This window comes from Mesorhizobium sp. M0340 (assembly GCF_040321535.1).
Taxonomy (GTDB): Bacteria; Pseudomonadota; Alphaproteobacteria; order Rhizobiales; family Rhizobiaceae; genus Mesorhizobium.
This window is the reverse complement of record NZ_JAMYRR010000001.1, coordinates 479,888-500,421: the sequence shown is the minus strand read 5'-3', so window position 1 is coordinate 500,421 and position 20,534 is coordinate 479,888. Positions and strand designations below refer to the sequence as shown.

At 64.0% G+C, this 20,534-nt stretch carries 18 protein-coding genes; 8 read left to right on the top strand and 10 right to left on the bottom strand.

The features are described from left to right. Positions 1 to 2: 2 nt before the first annotated feature. Complete coding sequence (locus NKI79_RS02535) at positions 3 to 701, bottom strand: nitroreductase (RefSeq protein ID WP_352799671.1); 699 nt, start codon at positions 699 to 701, stop codon at positions 3 to 5. A 276-nt stretch (positions 702 to 977) separates the two neighbouring features. Between NKI79_RS02535 and NKI79_RS02530 the strand changes: the two genes are divergently transcribed. The 5 genes from NKI79_RS02530 to NKI79_RS02510 all read left to right on the top strand — a co-directional run bounded on the left by NKI79_RS02530 (position 978) and on the right by NKI79_RS02510 (position 8,643). Further along, positions 978 to 1,565, top strand: a complete 588-nt coding sequence (locus NKI79_RS02530) for a helix-turn-helix domain-containing protein (protein WP_352799670.1) — start codon at positions 978 to 980, stop codon at positions 1,563 to 1,565. 76 nt (positions 1,566 to 1,641) lie between these two features. Next, on the top strand, positions 1,642 to 4,095 hold the full coding sequence (locus NKI79_RS02525; RefSeq protein ID WP_352799668.1) for a GcvT family protein: 2,454 nt from the start codon (positions 1,642 to 1,644) through the stop codon (positions 4,093 to 4,095). Continuing rightward, positions 4,092 to 4,991, top strand: a complete 900-nt coding sequence (locus NKI79_RS02520; RefSeq protein ID WP_352799667.1) for a homocysteine S-methyltransferase family protein — start codon at positions 4,092 to 4,094, stop codon at positions 4,989 to 4,991. Before NKI79_RS02525 ends, NKI79_RS02520 begins: the two co-directional genes overlap by 4 nt. Further along, positions 4,991 to 6,172, top strand: coding sequence for a pyridoxal phosphate-dependent aminotransferase (locus NKI79_RS02515; RefSeq protein WP_352799665.1), 1,182 nt, complete (start codon positions 4,991 to 4,993; stop codon positions 6,170 to 6,172). Before NKI79_RS02520 ends, NKI79_RS02515 begins: the two co-directional genes overlap by 1 nt. Next, positions 6,169 to 8,643 carry a GcvT family protein gene (locus NKI79_RS02510; protein WP_352799664.1) on the top strand — a complete coding sequence of 825 codons (2,475 nt, stop codon included), beginning with the start codon at positions 6,169 to 6,171 and terminating at the stop codon, positions 8,641 to 8,643. The genes NKI79_RS02515 and NKI79_RS02510 overlap by 4 nt, the downstream gene beginning before the upstream one ends. Before the next feature lie 6 nt (positions 8,644 to 8,649). On the opposite strand, the gene NKI79_RS02505 is transcribed toward NKI79_RS02510, so the two are convergent. The 6 genes from NKI79_RS02505 to NKI79_RS02480 all read right to left on the bottom strand — a co-directional run bounded on the left by NKI79_RS02505 (position 8,650) and on the right by NKI79_RS02480 (position 14,793). Continuing rightward, positions 8,650 to 9,231: an NAD(P)H-dependent oxidoreductase gene (locus NKI79_RS02505; protein ID WP_352799662.1), complete on the bottom strand. Its 582-nt coding sequence runs from the start codon at positions 9,229 to 9,231 to the stop codon at positions 8,650 to 8,652. Continuing rightward, a complete protein-coding gene (locus NKI79_RS02500) occupies positions 9,228 to 10,628 on the bottom strand; it encodes an FAD-binding oxidoreductase (protein ID WP_502909783.1) in 1,401 nt (466 codons plus the stop codon). Before NKI79_RS02500 ends, NKI79_RS02505 begins: the two co-directional genes overlap by 4 nt. After that, complete coding sequence (locus tag NKI79_RS02495) at positions 10,625 to 11,926, bottom strand: cytosine deaminase (RefSeq protein WP_352799661.1); 1,302 nt, start codon at positions 11,924 to 11,926, stop codon at positions 10,625 to 10,627. Before NKI79_RS02495 ends, NKI79_RS02500 begins: the two co-directional genes overlap by 4 nt. Positions 11,927 to 12,104: 178 nt before the next feature. Further along, positions 12,105 to 12,956, bottom strand: coding sequence for an ABC transporter permease (locus tag NKI79_RS02490; protein WP_254818144.1), 852 nt, complete (start codon positions 12,954 to 12,956; stop codon positions 12,105 to 12,107). Continuing rightward, entirely contained in the window at positions 12,943 to 13,785 is an 843-nt protein-coding gene (locus tag NKI79_RS02485; RefSeq protein ID WP_352799659.1) for an ABC transporter ATP-binding protein, read from the bottom strand. The genes NKI79_RS02490 and NKI79_RS02485 overlap by 14 nt, the downstream gene beginning before the upstream one ends. A gap of 3 nt (positions 13,786 to 13,788) precedes the next feature. After that, positions 13,789 to 14,793, bottom strand: coding sequence for an ABC transporter substrate-binding protein (locus tag NKI79_RS02480; protein ID WP_352477575.1), 1,005 nt, complete (start codon positions 14,791 to 14,793; stop codon positions 13,789 to 13,791). A 380-nt stretch (positions 14,794 to 15,173) separates the two neighbouring features. Here NKI79_RS02480 and NKI79_RS02475 point away from each other — a divergent pair, with 380 nt between their 5' ends. Both NKI79_RS02475 and NKI79_RS02470 read left to right on the top strand, forming a co-directional pair. Beyond that, positions 15,174 to 15,557 (top strand): RidA family protein, encoded by a 384-nt coding sequence (locus NKI79_RS02475; RefSeq protein WP_352688143.1) that lies wholly within the window; start codon positions 15,174 to 15,176, stop codon positions 15,555 to 15,557. Between the two features lie 220 nt (positions 15,558 to 15,777). Next, a complete protein-coding gene (locus tag NKI79_RS02470) occupies positions 15,778 to 16,581 on the top strand; it encodes a creatininase family protein (protein ID WP_352799657.1) in 804 nt (267 codons plus the stop codon). Between the two features lie 61 nt (positions 16,582 to 16,642). On the opposite strand, the gene NKI79_RS02465 is transcribed toward NKI79_RS02470, so the two are convergent. The 3 genes from NKI79_RS02465 to cobD form a co-directional block, all read right to left on the bottom strand. Beyond that, positions 16,643 to 17,854 carry a serine hydrolase domain-containing protein gene (locus tag NKI79_RS02465; protein ID WP_352799656.1) on the bottom strand — a complete coding sequence of 404 codons (1,212 nt, stop codon included), beginning with the start codon at positions 17,852 to 17,854 and terminating at the stop codon, positions 16,643 to 16,645. 61 nt (positions 17,855 to 17,915) lie between these two features. Next, positions 17,916 to 18,419, bottom strand: coding sequence for a tyrosine phosphatase family protein (locus NKI79_RS02460; protein ID WP_352646973.1), 504 nt, complete (start codon positions 18,417 to 18,419; stop codon positions 17,916 to 17,918). After that, a complete protein-coding gene (gene cobD, locus NKI79_RS02455) occupies positions 18,416 to 19,474 on the bottom strand; it encodes a threonine-phosphate decarboxylase CobD (protein WP_352799655.1) in 1,059 nt (352 codons plus the stop codon). Before cobD ends, NKI79_RS02460 begins: the two co-directional genes overlap by 4 nt. Here cobD and cbiB point away from each other — a divergent pair. Further along, a complete protein-coding gene (gene cbiB, locus NKI79_RS02450; RefSeq protein WP_352799654.1) occupies positions 19,473 to 20,444 on the top strand; it encodes an adenosylcobinamide-phosphate synthase CbiB in 972 nt (323 codons plus the stop codon). The genes cobD and cbiB overlap by 2 nt on opposite strands. Positions 20,445 to 20,534: the final 90 nt, after the last annotated feature.

Genomic DNA, 20,534 nt, shown 5'->3' with positions numbered 1-20,534 from the left:
CGTTAGCTGGCGAACGTCACCCACTCTTCCAGCGGCGCGCGGTCGGTGCGGAATGCGTTTTCGGGCTTGGACGTGTCCTCATGGCCGAGCGCCATGCCGCAGACGACGATCTCCTCGTCGGGAATGTTGAGCACCGGCCTGATCTGCCGGTGATAGGGCGCGAAGGCAGCTTGCGGACAGGTGTGCAGGCCCCTGCCCCGCGCCGCGACCATGATGTTTTGGAGGAACATGCCGTAGTCGATCCACGACCCCTTGTTCAGCCGCCGGTCGACGGTGAAGATCATGCCGACCGGCGCATCGAAGAAGATGAAGTTGCGGTCGTGCTGCGCGCGCATCCTGTCGACCTCGCGCCGGCCGATGCCGAGCACGCCGTAGAGACCGAAGCCGTTGGCCCGCCGCCGCGTCAGATAGGGTTCGAAGAATTGGTCGGGATAATAGCGATATTCGTCCCACTCCGCCTTTTCGGCGCGGATGCCCGAGCTGAGGATGGCATCGGTGATGCGCTGCTTGACCTCGCCCTTGGTCACATAGACCTTCCAGGGCTGCATGTTGGTGCCTGAGGGCGCGCGCGCGGCAACGGCGAGAATATCGCGGATGGTCTCGTCGTCGATCATATCGGGCAAGAAGGCGCGTACCGATCGGCGCGAGGTGATCGCGTCATCGACGATCGCCGCCGCAATCCGGGAGTTGTTTTCCAGCATGGCCGTCCCTTTGCGTATGATCCCGAACCCGATTCTCCGGAAGGATCATGCGCCGACTAGAAGTGATGGAGCATCCTTGCGCGTCTTTTTGAACGCCCGATAAGCCTATCCGCCTCGACCGGACGCCCCACTCGCCGCTCGTGCGCCGAGCCTTTGCCCGAACCGTCAAAATGGCGCAAGTAAATCTTGTGGGCGCATGAAAATCCTCTTGATTTTTTCACAAACGTGCCGTCACATGAAATTTGCTGGGAATTTTTCACCGAAACAGGGACAGCTTTGCCCTCAACCGCGGCCAGATCGGAACAAGACAGCGGCGAACGGCTGCTGGCCGGCGACATCCGCGCGTTGCGCAAGGCGCGCGGACTGACGCTTGCCGAGACCGGCCTCAAGCTCGGCCGCTCCGTCGGCTGGGTCAGCCAGGTCGAGCGCGGCCTGTCGATCCCGTCGCTCGGCGACCTCAGAGCCTTCGCCGAATTGTTCGGCGTGCCGGTCAGCCTGTTCTTCAGCCATGACGTGCCTGTCGAGACCGAGCGCGGCGTGGTCGTGCGCGCCGGCAGCCGACGCGTGCTTGGCACAAGCGATTCCGGCCTGGTGGAGGAGCTGCTGTCGCCAGATCTCGGCGGTAGCTTCGAGATGCTGCGTTCGGCCTTCGCCCCGGGTGCCGAGATGAAGACCGAGGCGCGCCGGCCGACCGAGGAAGCCGGCTACGTCGCTTCCGGCAGCTTCGACATCGAAATTGCTGGCGTCTGGCACCGGCTTGGCGAAGGCGACTCCTTCCGCTTCGACGGCAAGCCGTTCCGCTGGCGCAATCCTGGAGCCGAGCCGGCTGTCGTCATCTGGGTGGTTTCGCCGCCTGTCTACTGAACGAATGCATGTCGCCCAAAAGTGCGTGGCGGTTTGGGACAACGACATGCATCAAAACAAATAGTCGGAGAAGAACATGGCCGGTTTGCCGACCACGGCACGCGTTGTGATCATCGGAGGCGGTGTCGTCGGCGCCTCCTCGCTCTATCATCTCGCCAAAGCGGGCTGGATCGACTGCGTGCTTCTGGAGAAGAACGAGCTGACTTCCGGCTCGACCTGGCATGCCGCCGGCAACGTGCCGACTTTCTCCTCGTCATGGTCGCTGATGAACATGCAGCGATATTCGACCGAACTCTATCGCCGGCTGGGCGACGAGGTCGGCTATCCAATGAACTACCACGTCACCGGCTCGCTCAGGCTAGCCCATAGCGCGGAGCGCATGCAGGAATTCCAGCGCGCCAAGGGCATGGGCCGCTACCAGGGCATGGACATCGATGTCGTCGGGCTCGACGAGATCAAGCGTCGTTACCCCTTCATCGAGACGCATGAGCTGAAAGGCGCGCTCTACGATCCGAATGACGGCGACATCGACCCGGCGCAATTGACCCAGGCGCTGGCTAAAGGTGCCCGCGACATGGGCGCGAAGATCATCCGCTTCTGCCCGGTCACCGGCGTGCGCCGAGAAAACGACGAGTGGGTGGTCGAGACGGCGCAAGGCGAGATCCGCTGCGAGATCGTCGTCAACGCCGCCGGATACCGCGCCGCCGAGATCGGCAGGATGTTCGGCCGCGAGGTGCCGATGATGGTGATGAGCCATCAATATATCCTGTTCGAGGAAATCCCCGAACTGGCGGCGTGGTCGAAGGAACAGGGCAAGAAGCTGCCGCTGCTGCGCGACGTCGATACGTCCTATTATCTGCGCCAGGAAAAGAACGGCATGAATCTCGGCCCTTATGAGCGCAATTGCCGCGCCCACTGGGTCGGCCACAACGACCCGATGCCCGACGACTTTTCGTTCCAGCTGTTTCCCGACGATCTCGATCGGCTGGAAGATTACCTGGCCGATGCTGTCGCCCGCGTTCCGATCCTCGGCACCGCCGGCCTATCCAAGGTCATCAACGGGCCGATCCCCTACGCTCCGGACGGCAACCCGCTGATCGGGCCGATGCCCGGCGTGCCCAATGCCTTCGAGGCCTGCGTCTTCACCTTCGGCATCGCCCAGGGCGGCGGCGCCGGCAAGGTGCTGGCCGAATGGGTGACCGAGGGCCAGACCGAATGGGATATGTGGTCCTGCGATCCGCGCCGTTTCACCGCCTTCGCCTCGGCTCCGGATTATTGCGTTGCCAAGGGCATGGAAATCTACGGCAACGAATACGCCATCCAGTTCCCGCGCCATGCCTGGCCGGCCGGACGCGACCGCAAGCTGTCGCCGCTCCACGGCCGCATCAAGGCACTCGGCGCCCAGTTCGATGCTTATAATGGCTGGGAACGCGCCACCTGGTATGCGCAGCCCGGCGACGACGTCGCCGAAGAATCCACGCTGACTTTCCGCCGCGACGGGCCGTGGCAGCATCGTGTGCGCCAAGAATGCCTCGCCGTCCGCGATGCCGCCGGCATTCTGGACCTGCCGGGCTTTTCCCGTTTCAATCTCGATGGTCCAGGTGCGGCCGAATGGCTCAGCCTCCAGGTCACAGGCCTGGTGCCGAAACCCGGCCGCATCGGCCTCGTCTATTTTGCCGACGACAAGGGCCGCATCGTCACCGAAATGTCGGTGGTCCGGCACGACGAGAACCTGATGACGCTGATCACCGCCGCGGTGGCTCAGTGGCATGATTTCGAATGGCTGAAATCGCGCATCCCAAAGGACGCCACATTCAAGCTGACCGACCGGACGGAGGAATACTCTACCCAGATCCTCGCCGGCCCCAACTCGCGAAAAATCCTGGCCGAACTCTGCGCGGCCGACCTCACCCTGCCCTGGCTGACGCATCAGGAGACCAGTATCGCCGGACGTTGGGCAAAGCTGGTGCGCGTGTCCTTCGCGGGCGAGCTCGGCTGGGAAATCCACAGCAAGATCGATGATACCGCAGCGATCTTCGACACCGTCTGGGCAGCTGGCCGGAAGCACGGCCTGAAACCGTTCGGCATGTACGCGCTGGATTCGCTGCGGCTCGAAAAAGGTTACCGCACCTGGAAGGGCGACCTGTCGACCGCCTATTCGATCCTGCAGGGCGGGCTGGAGCGCTTCGTCAAATGGGACAAGACTGACTTCCGCGGCAAGGCAGCGCTGCAGAACGAGAAGCAGCAGGGCGTCAAGAAACGCTTCGTCACGCTTGTCGTCGAAAACCCCGGTGACTGCGATGCGCCTTATATGTCGACGCTGTGGCGTGACGGCCGGATCGTCGGCGAGACGACGTCCGGCGGCTGGGGTCATCGTATCGACAAATCGATCGCGCTCGGCATGCTGCGCGCCGACCTGACCGAGCCGGGAACGGCGGTCGAGGTCGAGATCTTCGGCGAACGTTTTCGGGCGGTCGTGCAGGAGGATGAGCCGTTATGGGATCCAAAGAACGAGAGGCTCAGAGCATGAAGAAAGTGATCCTCACCGATGGCGGCATGGGCCAAGAGCTGGTCCGCCGCAGCAGCTCCGAGCCGACGCCGCTGTGGTCGGCCAGGGTGCTCATCGACGAACCGGATCTGGTGCGCGACCTGCATGCCGAATTTATCCGCGCCGGCGCCCGCGTCATCACCATCAACACTTATTCCGCAACGCCGGAGCGGCTGGCGCGCGAAGGCGCGGAAGAGCTGTTCAAGCCGTTGCAGAAGCTCGGCATAGAACTGGCAAGGCAAGCACGCGACCAGGCCGGCGACGCGGCGATCGCCGGCTGCCTGTCGCCGCTGTTCGGCAGCTATGCGCCAGCGCTGACGATATCCTTCCAGGATACGCTCGACGTCTATCGCCGTATCGTTGCCGAGCAGGCGGACGGCGTCGATCTGTTTCTGTGCGAAACCATGGCGTCGGCCGAAGAGGCGCGCGCCGCCGTCACCGCAGCGTCGGAAAGCGGCAAGCCTGTATGGGTGTCGTGGACGCTCGCCGACCACGGCGCACCGCGCCTGCGCAGCGGCGAAGCCATTGCGGCGGCGGCAAGCGCTCTCGACGGCCTGCCCGTCACGGCCCGGCTGATCAATTGCTGCCGGCCCGAGGCGATCGCTGCAGCGCTCCCCGAACTGATCGCCCTCGGCGGGCCGGTCGGCGCCTATGCCAACGGCTTCACCTCGGTCGAGGCACTCAAGCATGGCGGCACAGTGGAAGTGCTGCACGCCCGCCACGACCTCGATCCGGATGCCTATGCCGGCCAGGCGATCGGCTGGGTCGAGGCTGGCGCCGGCATCGTCGGCGGCTGCTGCGAAGTCGGACGGGCCCACATCGCCGCGCTGCGCGACCGGCTCGAACAGGCCGGCTACGAAATTTCGGGAGTAGCATAATGCCGAGGCCATCATCGCGCATTTCCGGCATCGTGCCTTCGGGCAAGGATGGCTGGGAGGTTCATTCCGCTGCCTGGGCGCGCAAGCAGGCTGGCGAGGACATCATCATGCTGTCGGTCGGCGACCATGATTTCGACACGCCGGGCGAGACGATCGAAGCCTGTGTGACGGCCGTCCGCGCCAGCAATCACCACTACACCCCGCTTGCCGGCGTTCCACGCCTGCGCAAGGCGATGGCGGCGGCCTCGACGCAGTGCACCGGGGTTGCGACCAGCCCCGACCAGGTCATCGCCACGCCGGGGGGGCAGGCCGCGCTTTACGCGGCAATTCAAGCGGTTCTCGACCAGGGCGACCATGCCATCGTCGTTGCGCCCTATTACGCCACCTATCCGAATACCTTCAGTGCGGCGGGCGCCGAGTTCAGCGTCGTCGAGACCCCCGCGGAAGACAGCTTTCAGCCGCGCGCCGCCGACATCCGCGCCGCCCTTCGGCCGAACACCCGCGCCATCCTGATCAACACGCCGAACAATCCCACGGGCGCCGTCTATTCGCGCGAGCGCCTGGAAGAGCTGGCGCAGATCTGCCGCGAGCATGACCTCTGGCTCCTGTCGGACGAGGTCTACTGGACGCTCGGCGGCGGCGAGCACGTCTCACCACGCTCGCTGCCTGGCATGACGGAACGCACGCTAGTCATCAATTCGATGTCCAAGAGCCACGGCATGACCGGCTGGCGCATGGGCTGGCTGACCGGGCCCGAGGAGATGATCTCGCTGCTGACCGACCTCAATCTGGTGATGACCTACGGCCTGCCAGCCTTCATCAGCCTCGCCTGCGCCGAGGCGCTCGAAAACGGCTACGGCGTCGAGGAGATCGCCGAGCGCTATGCCGCGAGGCGCGCCGTCGTTCTCGATGCCATGCGCGGGATGAACAACGTCACCGTGCGCGGCTCCGAAGGCGGCATGTATGTGATGCTCGACATATCGGCGATTGAGCCGGACGACGAAAAATTCGCCTGGGCTTTCCTCGACCAGGAGAAGGTCGGCGTCATGCCCGGCTCGAGCTTCGGCGCGGCCGCAGCAGGCCACATCCGCTTCAGCCTCTGCCAGCCTGAGCCGGTGCTGATGGAGGCTGCCACACGCCTGCGCCGCTTCGCATCCAGCTATCGCCGTGAGGCCGCATGAGCGCCCCGCCCACCAAAACCATTCCGACCAAGGCTATTCCTCCCAAAGCAAGGGCGGTTATCATCGGCGGCGGCGTCTCCGGTTGTTCGATCGCCTACCATCTGGCCAAACTCGGCTGGACCGATATCGTGCTGCTCGAGCGCAAGCAGCTGACGTCAGGCACGACATGGCACGCTGCCGGCCTGATCGGCCAATTGCGCGGCTCGCAGAATATGACGCGGCTGGCGAAATATTCGGCCGACCTCTACGTCAAGCTCGAGGCCGAGACCGATGTCGGCACCGGCATGCGCCAGGTCGGCTCGATCACCGTGGCGCTGACCGAGGAGCGCAAGCACGAGATCTATCGGCAGGCGTCTCTCGCCCGCGCCTTCGAAGTCGACGTGCGCGAGATTTCGCCACGTGAAGTCAAGCAGATGTACCCGCATCTCAATGTATCCGATGTGGTCGGCGCCGTGCATCTGCCGCTCGACGGCCAGTGCGACCCCGCCAACATCGCCATGGCCTTGGCCAAGGGCGCGCGCCAGCGTGGTGCGACGATCGTCGAGAATGTGAAGGTGACCAAGGTCCATACCAGGGCCGGCCGCGTCACCGGGGTGTCCTGGGCGCAGGGCGACGAGCAAGGCACGATCGATACCGACATCGTCGTCAACTGCGCCGGCATGTGGGCACGCGAGCTTGGCGCCCAGAACGGCGTCACCATCCCGCTGCACGCCTGCGAACATTTCTATCTCGTCACCGAGCCGATCGCCGGGCTTTCCCGCCTGCCGGTGCTGCGCGTCCCGGACGAGTGCGCCTACTACAAGGAAGATGCCGGCAAGATGATGCTCGGCGCCTTCGAACCGGTAGCCAAGCCGTGGGGCATGAACGGCATAAGCGAGGATTTCTGCTTCGACCAGTTGCCCGCGGACATGGATCACTTCGAGCCGATCCTCGAAATGGGCGTCAACCGCATGCCGATGCTGGCCACCGCCGGCATCCACACCTTCTTCAACGGCCCCGAAAGCTTCACGCCCGACGATCGCTACTATCTCGGCGAGGCGCCGGAGCTTTCCGGCTACTGGATGGCGACCGGCTACAATTCGATCGGCATCGTCTCCTCCGGTGGCGCCGGCATGGCGCTGGCGCAATGGATCAATGACGGCGAGGCGCCTTTCGATCTCTGGGAGGTCGACATCCGCCGCGCCCAGCCGTTCCAGAAGAACCGCCGGTATCTCAAGGAGCGCGTCTCCGAAACGCTCGGCCTGCTCTACGCCGATCATTTCCCCTACCGGCAGATGGCGACTTCGCGGAACATAAGGCGCTCGCCGCTGCATGAGCATCTGCAGGGGCGCGGTGCGGTGTTCGGCGAGGTCGCCGGCTGGGAGCGCGCCAACTGGTTCGCCAGGCCCGGCCAGGAGCGCGAATACCGCTATTCCTGGAAACGGCAGAACTGGTTCGACAACCAGCGCGAGGAGCATCTGGCAGTCAGGAACGGCGTCGGCCTGTTCGACATGACCTCGTTCGGCAAGATCCGCGTCGAAGGCCGCGACGCCTGCGCCTTCCTGCAAAGGCTCTGCGCCAACGACATGGATGTGGCGCCGGGCAAGATCGTCTATACCCAGATGCTCAACCAGCGCGGTGGCATCGAGAGCGACCTCACCGTCTCACGGCTGTCTGAAACAGCCTTCTTCCTCGTCGTGCCCGGTGCGACGCTGCAGCGCGATCTGGCCTGGCTGCGAAAACACCTTGCCGACGAGTTCGTCGTCATCACCGATGTGACCGCTGCCGAAGCCGTGCTCTGCCTGATGGGCCCGGATGCGAGAAAGCTGATTCAAAGGGTGAGCCCCAACGATTTTTCAAACGAAAACAACCCGTTCGGCACGTTTCAGGAGATCGAAATCGGCATGGGGCTGGCCCGCGCCCACCGCGTCACCTATGTCGGCGAGCTCGGCTGGGAGCTTTATGTCTCGACCGACCAGGCTGCCCACGTCTTCGAGGCGATAGAAGAAGCCGGCGCCGACGTCGGCCTGAAGCTATGCGGCCTGCACACATTGGATTCCTGCCGCATCGAAAAGGCCTTCAGGCATTTCGGCCACGACATCACCGACGAAGACAATGTGCTGGAGGCCGGCCTCGGCTTTGCCGTGAAGACGGCCAAGGGAGACTTCCTCGGCCGCGATGCGGTGCTGAAGAAGAAAGAAACCGGCCTGTCGCGCCGGCTGGTGCAGTTTCGCCTGAACGACACCGAGCCGCTGCTCTTCCATAACGAGGCGATCCTGCGCGACGGCAAGATCGTCGGCCCGATTACCTCGGGCAATTACGGCCATCATCTCGGCGGCGCTATCGGGCTTGGTTACGTGCCTTGCAAGGGCGAGAGCGAGGCGGATGTCCTGTCGTCGTCCTACGAGATCGAGATCGCGGGCGAGCGCTTTGCGGCGGAGGCGTCGCTTAAACCGATGTACGATCCGAAGGCGGAACGGGTGCGGATGTAGCGCACCTCAGAACGCGTCGATCCTGGCCGCGACTTTCGCCACGAACCTCGTCCGACTACCCTCGGTCGACAGGTTCATCGAGTAATGCGCAAGGTAGGAAACCGACCCGCCGGGCTTGATCGTCGCACGTAGCACCCGATTGACCAGCTTGCGCGGCGGGTCACCCATCAGCATGGCTCGGAACCGGCTGCCGCCATAGGTCGTGACCGCGACCACCTTGCGAATATTGTGCAGTGACGGCTGCACCTTGCCGGCGACCAGCTTGAACGACACGCCGGGCAGGAAGACGCGATCGAAAAAGCCCTTCAGAATGGCCGGATAGCCGAAGTTCCACACCGGAAACGACAGCACTAGCGCCTCGGCCCGCAGCAAGCGCTCGACATAAGGCGACGCCGGATCGCCGTCGCTGCGTTCGTCGTGATAGGACATCCGTTCGGCGCGCGTCAGCCTGGGATCGAAATTCTCGGCATAGAGGTCGCAGTCGTCGACCAGATGGCCGGCCGACTTCAGGCGCTCGACGATGGTCCGGTGCAGGCCGGCATTGAAGCTGGTCTCCACCGGATGAGCGTAGAGGACGAGGACGTTCAACCCGCGTTCTCCAGCCCCTTGAAAAGGAACGACTTGCCCGAGCGATAATCATAGTCCGGGTTTTCCCAGGCGATCATCTTGCCCGGATTGAGCAGCCCTTGCGGGTCGGTTTCGCGCTTGAAGGCGAGCTGCACCTCGTCGGTGCGCTTCATGCCGCCTTCTTCCAGCGTGTAGCGGTGCGGGTTGAAGATCCAGCAGCCATTGTCCTCGTGGATGCGGATGATCTCGTCGAGCCGCTCCGCCGTGGTGAAGCGCACCAGCGGCAGCCCTGCGATGCCGATGGCGCCGTCGAAGCGGATGAATTCGAGATGCGCCGGCACCTCGTCGCCGAAGCGATCGACCATCGCCTTGACGTGGCCGAGGTGGTCCGGCGACGGGTAGCGGGTCTGCAGGTAGGTGATCGTCGGATCGACCCGGATGGCACGCAGTGTCGTGTGGTTCCAGGTCAGCTCATAAGCTGGCGGCAACCCCTTGAGATCGGCCTCCTTGTCCGCGCGGAAGACGATCTCGCCCTTGCTGCGCGCCGTGAAGGCGAGGAAGGCATCCATCGCATGCGGTGCGATCATCAGGACGACGATGCTTTGGCCGCGCCGGAAAAACCGCTGGTGGCGCTTGAAATAATCGTAGGGGATCGGTGCTGCGATCGGCGTGATCAGTTTCGCCAGTATGCCGTCCTGGATGGCGAGGTCGTTGCCGAAGCCGGCCGCATCCATGAAATCGTCGAAGCCGACGATGACGTCGATCCAGTCATAGCTGGCGGTCAGCGGCATCTCGACTTCAGTGATGATGCCGTTGGTGCCGTAGGCATGCATCACCTTCAGCACGTCCTCGCCGGCGAGTTCCATGACACGCGGCTCAGCCTCCATCGTCACGGTCCTCAGCCGGATGACATTGCCGAGGTCGCGCAGTCCGCCCCAGCGGATCGAGCCGATACCGCCGGAGCCGCCGGCGACGAAGCCGCCGATCGATGCCGTGTTGTAGGTCGACGGCGACATGCGGAGCTCCTGGCCGGAATGCGCCCGCGTCGCTCTGTCGATGTCGGCGAGCACGGCGCCGGGGCCAGTGACGACACGGCCGGGGGCGATCGTCTTGACCGCGTTCATCTCGGCGAGATTGAGCACGACGCCGCCGGACAAGGGCATCGCTTGGCCGTAGTTCCCGGTACCGCTGCCGCGCGGCGTCACCGGCACGCCATGCCGGTGACAGGCGGCGAGAATGCGGACGACCTCGTCTTCGGTTTTCGGCGTCACGATCAGGTCGCCGGTGACGTGATCGAGCTGCTGCTTCAGCACCGGGCTGTACCAGTAGAAGTCGCGGCTCTTCTGCTGGACGATCGCCGGATGGTCGTCGATCTTCAAACCGTGCAGGTCGCGCTTGAGCGCTGCAATATCCATCATTCCACCATCAGATCATCGAGTTCGGCATAATCGGGCAACTGGCGCTCGATCGCCAGGCCGTCGCGTACAACGATGCGATCCGATTCGGGCCGTGACAGCAATTCCGTCCAGCTCCGCCCCTTGAAGACGACGAAATCGGCCGGCGCTCCGGCGGCAAGCGTGCCGAAACCGTCGAGCCGCATCACCTTGGCCGGCGTCGAAGTCACCGCTTGCGGCCAGTCGGCGACGGGATGGTCGAGATGCAGGATGCGCGTCGCCATCCGGTAAACCTCAAGCATGTCGAGATCGCCATAGGCGTAGAACGGGTCGCGCGTATTGTCGGAGGCGACGGCCACGGCAATGCCGCGCGCCTTCATCTCGTGCAGCAACGTCACCCCGCGCCAGCGCGGCGTGGTATTGTCGCCGCGCCGGTCCTGCAGATAGAGATTGCACATCGGCAGCGACACCACCGCCAAGCCGGCCTTGGCGACCTTGTCTAGCGTGTCGAGCACGTCGAGATCGGGCTGGCGCGCCAGCGAGCAGCAATGGCCGACCAGGATGTTCCCCTCGAAACCGTTCCAAAGGGCGGCTTCGGCGATTTTCTTCAACGAGATCGCCGCGATATCGTCGGTCTCGTCGGCATGGAAATCGAGGTCGAGGCCGTGCTTGATCGCCTGCGCAAATACCTGGTCGAGCAGTTCTTCGAGATCCGGTACCATATAGGTGACGACGCCGAGCACGCCGTTGGCCGCAGCCACTCGCTTGGCCAGCCTCTCGAACCATTTCCTGTCGCGCACGCCCTCGATGCCGAGCAGGCAGGCCGCCTGCAGCTCGATGCGGCCGCGCCATTCATCCCGCATCGTCTCGAACACCGGCCAGGAGATCTCTTCCTGCGGCGCAACGCTGTCGAGATGCGTGCGCAGTGCCCTGGTACCATGCGCATAGGCCGAGCGCAGCGAAAAATCCATGCGGCGGGCGACGTCGTCGGCGCTCCAGCGCGCCGCCCGGTCGGCGCCCGTTGCGTTCAGCGCGCCCATGAAGGTGCCGTCCGGGTTGGGCTTTCGAGGCCAGATATGGCCCTTGTCGATATGGGTGTGGCAGTCGACGAAGCAGGGCAAGACGATCCGGCCGCCGAGGTCGATGGCGCCTGCCGGTGCATTGGATCGCTGATGTGCTGCAATGCTGGAGATTTTTCCGTTGGCGACGGCGATATCCGCAAGCGCAAAGCCGTCGGCATCGAATGCTGCGGCCAGTCTTGGCGTCAGCGACTGATGAACACGAACGTTTGCAAGATGATAAGGACCAGAGGCTGGTATCAAGCCGCACTCCCCTCTGTCCTGCTGGACATCTCCCACTCAAGGGGGGAGATCGGCAGCTTCAACCGGGGCACACGCCTTGCCACGTCAGTAATTGGCGAAATCCGAAATGAGGTCCAATCTCTCCCCTTGGGGGGGAGATGTCCGGCAGGACAGAGGGGGGTAACGGCGCCAACCATGCCTACCGCTCCTGCCTCAGCGCGCTCTCGTGCCAGCGCCGCAAAATGAGATGCGAAACCAGCGACAGCACCAGGAAGATCAGGATGCCGGTGAGCGAGATCAGGATCAGCGCGGCGAACAGCCTTGGCGCGTTGAGCCGGTAGCCGGCCTCGATGATGCGCGAGGCGAGGCCGGACGACTGGCCGGTGGCGCCGGCGACGAACTCGGCCACCACCGCGCCGATCAGCGACAGCCCGCCGGCGATCTTCAGCCCGCCGAGGAAATAAGGCATCGCCGCCGGCAGCCGCAGGTAGCGCAACTGCTGCCAGCGGGTCGCACCGTTGAGCTTGAACATGTCGCGCAGATTGCGGTCGACCGAATTGAGGCCGAGCGTGGTGTTGGAGAGGATTGGGAAGAAGGCGACGATCCAGGCGCAAAGCAAAAGCTTTGTCGTCTGGTTGTCGACATAGATGTTGATCAGCGGAAAGATCGCGACGATCGGCGTCACCTGCAGCACGATGGCGAACGGAAAGAACGACATCTCCACCCATTTCGACTGAGCGAACAGCACCGCCAGCCCGACGCCGCCGATGACGGCGAGAAGCAGGCTCAAGAAGGTGATCCTGAGTGTCACCAGCAGCGAGGAGAACAGCAGCCCGGCATCGTCATGCAACGTCTGCAGCACCACGCCGGGACGCGGCAGGATGTATTTCGGGATGTCGTTCCAGACGCAGACACGGTCCCACAGCCAGATCGCCAGGATCATGATGGCCAGCGGCAGCAGCCATCTGCCGATGCGCTCGAAGCGCTCCTGGCGGACGCGGCGCGCCTCCTCCGGGTCGAGCGCCAGGACTGGTTCTTCAATGGCCGTCATGATGCGGTCCGGCAGTTGAGTTGATGGCGCCGATCAGCACGTCGGATGCCTGGCGGCAGAGCGCGGCATAGTCGGGCGAGGTGCGAAACGCCTCGTCGCGCGGATAGGGCGCGTCGACGGCAAGCTCCGCGAACACTCGGCCCGGCCGCGCCGCCATGACGACGACGCGGTTGGAGAGGAAAACGCTTTCGAAGACGCTGTGGGTGACGAAAACGACGGTGAAACGCTGATCCTGCCATAGCTCCAGAAGGTCATTGTTGAGCTTGAAGCGGGTGATCTCGTCGAGTGCCGCGAACGGCTCGTCCATCAACAGAATCCGCGGCTTGGTCACCATGGCGCGGGCGATCGAGACGCGCATCTTCATGCCGCCCGACAGTTCGCGCGGCACCGCCTTCTCGAAGCCGGTCAGGTGAACCCGCGCCAGCATCTCCATCACCGTCGGTGCCGCCTTGGCCCGCGACACGCCCCTCAGCCGCAGCGGCAGCCAGACATTGTCGAAGACGTCGGCCCAGGGCAGCAGCGTCGGCTCCTGGAAGACGAAGCCGATATTCGAGCGGTCGCCGATATTCGAACGATCGCGGGCGCCGCTGCCGCGCCAGTCGAGCAGGCCCGAGGTCGGCGTCGACAGGCCGGCAATCAGCCGCAGCGCCGTCGATTTGCCGCAGCCGGACGGCCCGAGCAGGCTGAGGAAATCGCCTTCCCGGATCGTCAGCTCGACATTGCTGAGCGCGGTGACGCCGTTGGAAAAAACCTTGCCGACGCCACGCAGCGCCAACAGCGTCGGCCCCGGTACACTTCCTGGCTGTTGCGCCACTTTCTCCAGCTTCACGGTCTACTTCTTCAGGTCGAGCCCGACGCCCTTGTTGACGAAGGAAAGCGTGTAGGCCTTCTTGATGTCGATGCCCGCCGGCGCGACTTTGGCCTTGACCATCTTGTCGTAAAAACTCTGGATGCGCGCGTCGGTCATGGCGCCGATGCCGAGCTTTTCGCTGTCGCCGGAATCGACGACGCCGAACTTCTTCAACTGCTCGATCGAGAAGGCGATCTGCTCATCCGTCATGTCCGGATTTTCCTTCTTGATCATTTCGTTGGCGGCCTTGTTGTCGCCGTAGAGATAATTGTACCAGCCCTTGGCCGAACCATCGACGAAGCACTGGACCACCTCGGGCCGCTTGTCGATCGTCTCCTGCATGGTCTCGACCGTCGTTGCATATGTGTCCCAGCCATAGTCGGCCAGCAGGAACTGGTTCGGCGTGAAACCGCCCTGCTTTTGAACGGCGAATGGCTCCGAGGTGACGTAACCCTGCTGGATCGACTTCTTGTTGGCGATGAACGGCGCAGGGTTGAAGGTGTATGGCACGCGCTTGGCGGCATCGAAGCCAAGGTCGGTGACCATCCACTGGAAGAAGGTCTGCGCACCTTCGTCGCCGAGGATGTACTGGTCGGCGTTCTTCAGGTCTTCCCATTTGTCCAGCCCCTGGCCGGGATGGGACATGATGACCTGCGGGTCCTTCTGGAAGTCGGCGGCGACGACGCGCATCGGTATGCCTTGCTGCACGGCATCGAAGGCCGACAGCAAATTGCCGCCCATGTAGAAATCGATCTTGCCGGCCAGCAGCAGCGGCCGGCCGCTGACCTGTGGGCCGCCCTGCATGATCGTCACGTCGATGCCGCAGGCCGCATAGGTGCCATCCGCCACCGCCTGGTAGTAACCGCCATGCTCCGGCTCGGCCAGCCAATTGGTGCCGAAGGTGACTTTTTCGTTCGCTGCCGCAGCAAGCGTGCCTGCGCCAAGCAGCACGATCGCGCCGGCCGAAATCTTCAGTTTTCCGTACATCCACACCACCCTTTGTTCGCTCCGGCGCGTCACGCGGCGGGCTCGACACCGTTGTTTCAAGAAGCAAGACACATGCCACCGGCGCGTTACGCCGGGACCGCCCGCTTGTGCAATGCCCGCCTGTGCAATGGCGGCGCGAAGGCCGGACGGGTCATGCTGTACGAAAGGCATCGTGCCTATTTTTTGATCGCCTGTCCACAATCGCCCTCGTGACATGCACCGCCATCTTGATGCCCGCATCGATCCCGCATTAGAGCGACGTGCGTCCACTTGGACGCACAAAGTACGTTCTAAACTTCGTATCCTGTCGCATCGTGCTTTCCGAAAATCGATCTCGATTTTCGGGCCGATGCGATAGGCTGCCGTGAACGGAGATTGCCATGTTCAAATTTCTCACGCCGAAGTCGATCAAGCCGCCCTTCGCCCGCTACAGCCACGGCGTCGAGCTGCCGCCCGGCAAGCGGCTGGTGCTGTGTTCGGGCCAGGTTGCGATCACAGCGGACGACCAGATCCCGGAAGACGCCGGCGCACAGGCCGAGCTCTGTTTCCAGAACATATCGGCGATTCTCGGCGAGGCCGGGCTCAGCCTGTCCGACATCGTCCGCATCAACGCCTACGTCACCGACCGCGCCTTCCTGCGCCCCTATATGGAGGTTCGCGACCGGCTGTTCGCCAGCCCTGCGCCCGCCTCGACGCTGATGATCGTTTCAGGTTTTGCCCGGCCAGAATTCAAGGTCGAGATCGAGGTTATCGCGGCGGGTTGAGCAGCGCTGGCCAGCGGCTGGAATCGACAGGCCGATGATCTCAAGTTACACGACAAAGGTTGGCGCTGCCCCTCATCCGCGTGCCGGCACCTTCTCCCCGTGTAGTGACGGGGAGAAGAGCGAGCCGGAAGGCTGGCGATCCCCCTCCCCCGTCCTTCACGGGGAGAGGCTAAGGGTGAGGGGCAGCGCAAACGCCCATTCAGTCTCTTCGAGGTTCAAAATGGCCGGAACAAAAAAGCGCGTATGGTGGGGTGACTACCGGACCACCGAATACGCGACCATTGATCCTGAGGCGACCATTGCCGTTCTGCCGCTGGCAGCGATCGAGCAGCACGGGCCGCATCTGCCGGTTTCGACCGACACCTCGATCATGAACGGCATGCTGGAAACGGTGATCGCCCGCCTGCCCGGCGATCTCGACATCCGCATCCTGCCGGTGCAGGCGGTAGGCAAGTCGAACGAGCACCTGCATGCGCCCGGCACCCTCACCCTGCCGGCGACGACCTTGGTCGAGGCATGGACCGAACTCGGCCTGTCGGTCGCGCGCGCCGGCGTCCGAAAACTGATTGTCGTCAACTCGCATGGCGGCAATGAAGAGATCATGGGCATCATCACCCGCGAATTGCGCGTGCGGGCAAAGATGCTGGCGGTAAAGACCAGCTGGCAGCGCTTTGGCCGGCCGGCCGGTATGTACACCGATCTCGAAGACCGCCTCGGCATTCATGGCGGCGACGTCGAGACCTCGCTGATGCTGCATTTCCGGTCCGACCTCGTCGATATGGCCAAGGCCGACAATTTCGTGTCCAAGGTTGCCCGGGCCGAAAAGGAATTTTCGCTGCTGCGCCACACCGGAACGCACGCCTTCGCCTGGGTCGCCAGCGATCTCAACCCGAATGGCGTGGTCGGCGACGCCAGCATTGCCACCGCCGAAAAAGGCCGGCTCACCGCCGAGCATCAGGCCGACGGCTTCATCGGCTTGGTGAGGGACATGCGCAAGGCCAAGCTGGCGGATTGGCTGGCGTAGGTGTTCGATCCCACCAGCTCAGGCCTCCTCACGAGGGGCGATTCCATTCGCGCGAGGATCCTCACTTCCCCTCTTGAAGCGGCGACACCGTGTAGATTTCGTCCAGTATCTTCACCATCAAGGTGTTGGCGGTCGCCTGGCCGTCGAGCGCGAGAGTCAGGTTGGTCCATATGACCAGGGTGACGTCATTGGCCGGATCGTAGCCCATGAAGGACTGGTAACCGGGCATCTCGCCTTCGTGATAGTAGATTACGTTAGGCCCGAAGGTCAGCGTTAGGATGCCATAGCCGTATTTTTGCATGGCGGGTTCGCCCGGCTCCGGCGCCACAGGGCTTGCAAGCCACTGCCGCTGGAAGTCGGCATTGAAGAGCTTGCCCCCGACCAGCGCGCGCATCCAGGTCGCGAGGTCATCGGCGGTGGAGATGACTCCGCCAGCCGCAAAGTAGGCGGACGGGTTCTGCCATGTGTCGTCGTTGGGCTTGAGCGTTCCGGCCCTGGCCGCGGCCTGGAGGTCGTCCGGATAGGGCGCATCAGCCAGGGCGTACGAAGTACTGCCGTAGAGGTAACCGTTTGAGTATGGCTCGGGGATGGCGTTCGACGTGCTCGGCGGCAACGCCGTGTTCTTCATCCCGAGCGGCCCGAAAAGGCGGTCCCGGAAGATGGTCGAGAGCGGCTTGCCGTCGATCTTCTCGGCAACAAGGCCGAGCAGGTAGTAGTTGGTGTTGTTGTACTCGAATTCGGCACCCGGCGCGAAGTCCGGCGGCCGTTTGAACGCCATGCCGAGTACTTCATCGGCGGTCCATACCCTGTAAGGATACTTGTCCAGGCTTTCGGCAAGTTCCGGCGCATTTGTGAAGTTTGGGAGGCCGCTCCGCATCGTTATGAGCTGCCGAATGGTTATCTCGTCGCCGTTGGGAACGCGCTGGACGTATTTCGAGATCAGATCGGCGAAGCTCAGTTTCCCTTCCTGCACGAGTTGCACGATAACAGCGGCGGTCATCGTCTTGGTGTTCGAGGCCGCACGGAAGTGGGTATCGGCGCGCGGCGGGTTCGTGGCACCCAGTTCAGTCGTACCGTAGCCGAAGACGAGGTTGCCTCGCGGAGTCTTGAGCAAAACCATAGCACCGGGCAGCATAAGTTCCTTGGCCAAACCCTCGACAGAGGCCTGGAGCGCTGCCGGGTCGATCGACTTGAGAGCCGGCATGGAGGCGGCCATGGCGCTGCCTGTCGTGCAGACCACGCCAACAACGATGGCCAAAATTCTCCCGATCATCATTCGCGCCTTGGCCGTGTCCTAGAACTCCTGCGCACTTTCCTGGAACTTGTTTTTAGGCTCAGATTTTCAATTCGAACGGTGTGCCTTCGAAAGCATCCGCGCCGCGCCCGATCGCCTGGATCGCTTCGATCATCCGGCCCCTGCGATCGAGCAGCGTGTCGGCGATCGCGATCAGCCGCGGATTGGGTGTCGCCGTCGGCGACAGCCTGCGCAGAGTCTCGGCCAACTCGGCCTCGTCGCGCTTCGGCGCCAGCGCTGCCGCGATGATATAGGCCGAGGCGGTCGAGCGGCTGATGCCGGCATAGCAATGCACCACCAGCGGCCGCGAGCGGTCCCATTGGCGGGCGAAATCGAGCAGGGTCACAACGTGCTCCTCGCCCGGCATGGTCATGCCCTCCTGCGCCACCGCAATGTCGTGCATGACCAGATGCAGATGGTTTTCCCTGGTGATCGAGGCCGGTCGCACCACCTCCGTTCCGGCGGCGAGCAGCGAAAGCAGCCGCCCGGCGCCGGTCTTCGTTACCGTTTCCTCGACTTTGGACAGCGAGCAGACATGGATCATTGGGTCGTTTCTCCCTTGGCATCATCGTCGCGCCGCGAGGCCCAGCCGGCAAGCGCCGATTCGAGCCGCCGCCATTCTTCGTCGGCTCCCGGCAGGCCGGCGCGCAGCACATCCGGCCGGCCGGCGAAATGCCGAAGCAGGATGCCGCGCTGGCCGAGCACCGAAAACAGGCCGGCGGCGCCCGCCAGCCTGAGATAACGGAACAGCGTGGTGCCACCGGCGACAGGCACGCCGAAGCGGCCGAACAGCGTGTCGAGCCGTGCGGCGTCCTCGGCCAGACGGCGCCGCATCCCGGCCTGCCAGCCGGTGTCGGCAAGCGCCCTTATGCCATATTCGAGCGCCGGCCCGGCAACTGCCCATGGCCCGAATTGCGCCTCCAGCCGCTCGACCATCAGCGCGTCGGCCAATCCAAACCCAAGCCGCAGGCCGGCCAGGCCGAAGAACTTGCCGAACGAGCGCAGCACGACGATGCCGCCCTGGTCGACGTCGCCGGCCAGGCTCTCGCTGCGCGGGCCGACATCCATGAAGGCCTCGTCGACGACCAGCAGCCCGCCTCTGGCGCGTAATGCCCCGGCAAGTCGAAGCAATCTTTCGCGCTCGACGACGCGCCCGTCCGGGTTGTTTGGATTGACGACGATCGCAAGGTTGGCCGCCGCCAGGGCTTCGAAATCATCGACTTCAGCCGCCGCGTGGCCGGCGATCGCTGCTGCCCGCCGATGCTCGGCATAAGTCGGCCCGAGCACCAGCGCCTTGCCCGGGCTGACCAGCGAAGCGACGCGCGGCAACAGGATTTGCGTGCCGGGCGCCGCCACGACGTTCGCCGCCGACGGCGCGCCATAGGCGCTTGCCGCGAGTTCAGCCAAGTCGCGGCTGCGCGCCGTTTCCGGCAATCGCGACAAGGCGGTGGCGGGCAAATCGAAAAGCGGGTAGGAGTGCGGATTGATCCCGGTCGAGAGGTCGACGAAAGGCAGCGGCGCGTGAGGGAAAAGCGCCCTCGCCCGGCCAAGGCTTCCGCCGTGGTCCACCGCCGCCGTCACTCCATCAAGAGACTTCATGTCGATCCTGATCACTTCCCTGTCGCTGGCCATCGAACTTGTACTCGGCTACCCGGCCCGGCTCTTCGATGCCATTGGCCATCCCGTCACCTGGTTCGGCAGGCTGATATCCTTTCTCGACCGCAGGCTCAACCGCGCCACTGATTCCGACGCCGACCGTCGCCGCTGGGGCGTCGTCGCGCTGCTGGTGATCGTGCTGGTGCCGGCCGGCCTCGCCTTCTGGATCGAAGCCATGCTTTGGAGCATTCCCTTCGGCTTGTTGGTCACCGCAATCCTGGCGACGTCGCTGCTGTCGCAGAAGAGCCTGGCCGAGCACGTCGAAGCGGTGGCCGACGCACTCGACAGCGGCGGACTGGACATGGGCCGCATTGCCGTCTCCAGGATCGTCGGCCGCGATCCGGAAAAGCTCGACAGGGCCGCTGTCTGCCGCGCAGCGATCGAAAGTCTTGCCGAGAATTTCTCCGACGGTGTCGTCGCGCCGGCCTTCTGGATCGGTATTGGCGGGCTCGCCGGCGGCGTCGCCTACAAGGCCGCAAACACCGCCGATTCGATGATCGGCCACCGCACGCCGCGCCACGAAGCCTTCGGCTGGGCGGCTGCGCGCTTCGACGACTGGATCAACCTGCCGGCGTCGCGACTGACGGCGCTGCTGATCGTGCTTGCGGCTTTCCTGGTAAAGGGCGCCGACGCCAAAGCCGCCTGGCACGCCGTGCGGCGCGATGCGAAAAAACACCGCTCGCCCAATGCCGGCTGGCCGGAGGCAGCGATGGCCGGCGCGCTCGGCCTGGCGCTCGCCGGCCCCCGTTCCTACGACGGCGTGATGGTCGAAGACGCGTTGATGGGCGAGGGCGGCCGCCGCGACGATGTCGAGAGCACCGACGTCCGACGGGCGCTGAAACTCTACCAGGTCGCCGACTTGCTGCTGATTGCGCTGTTCGGGGTGGTCGCAGTGGTTGTTATCTTGGCGTGACCTGCGCTCGAGATCGAGCGCAAACAAAAAACCCGCCAAGCGGCGGGTCGTTGGAGCCAATTAGCACCATAGCGGAATTAGTAGCATAGC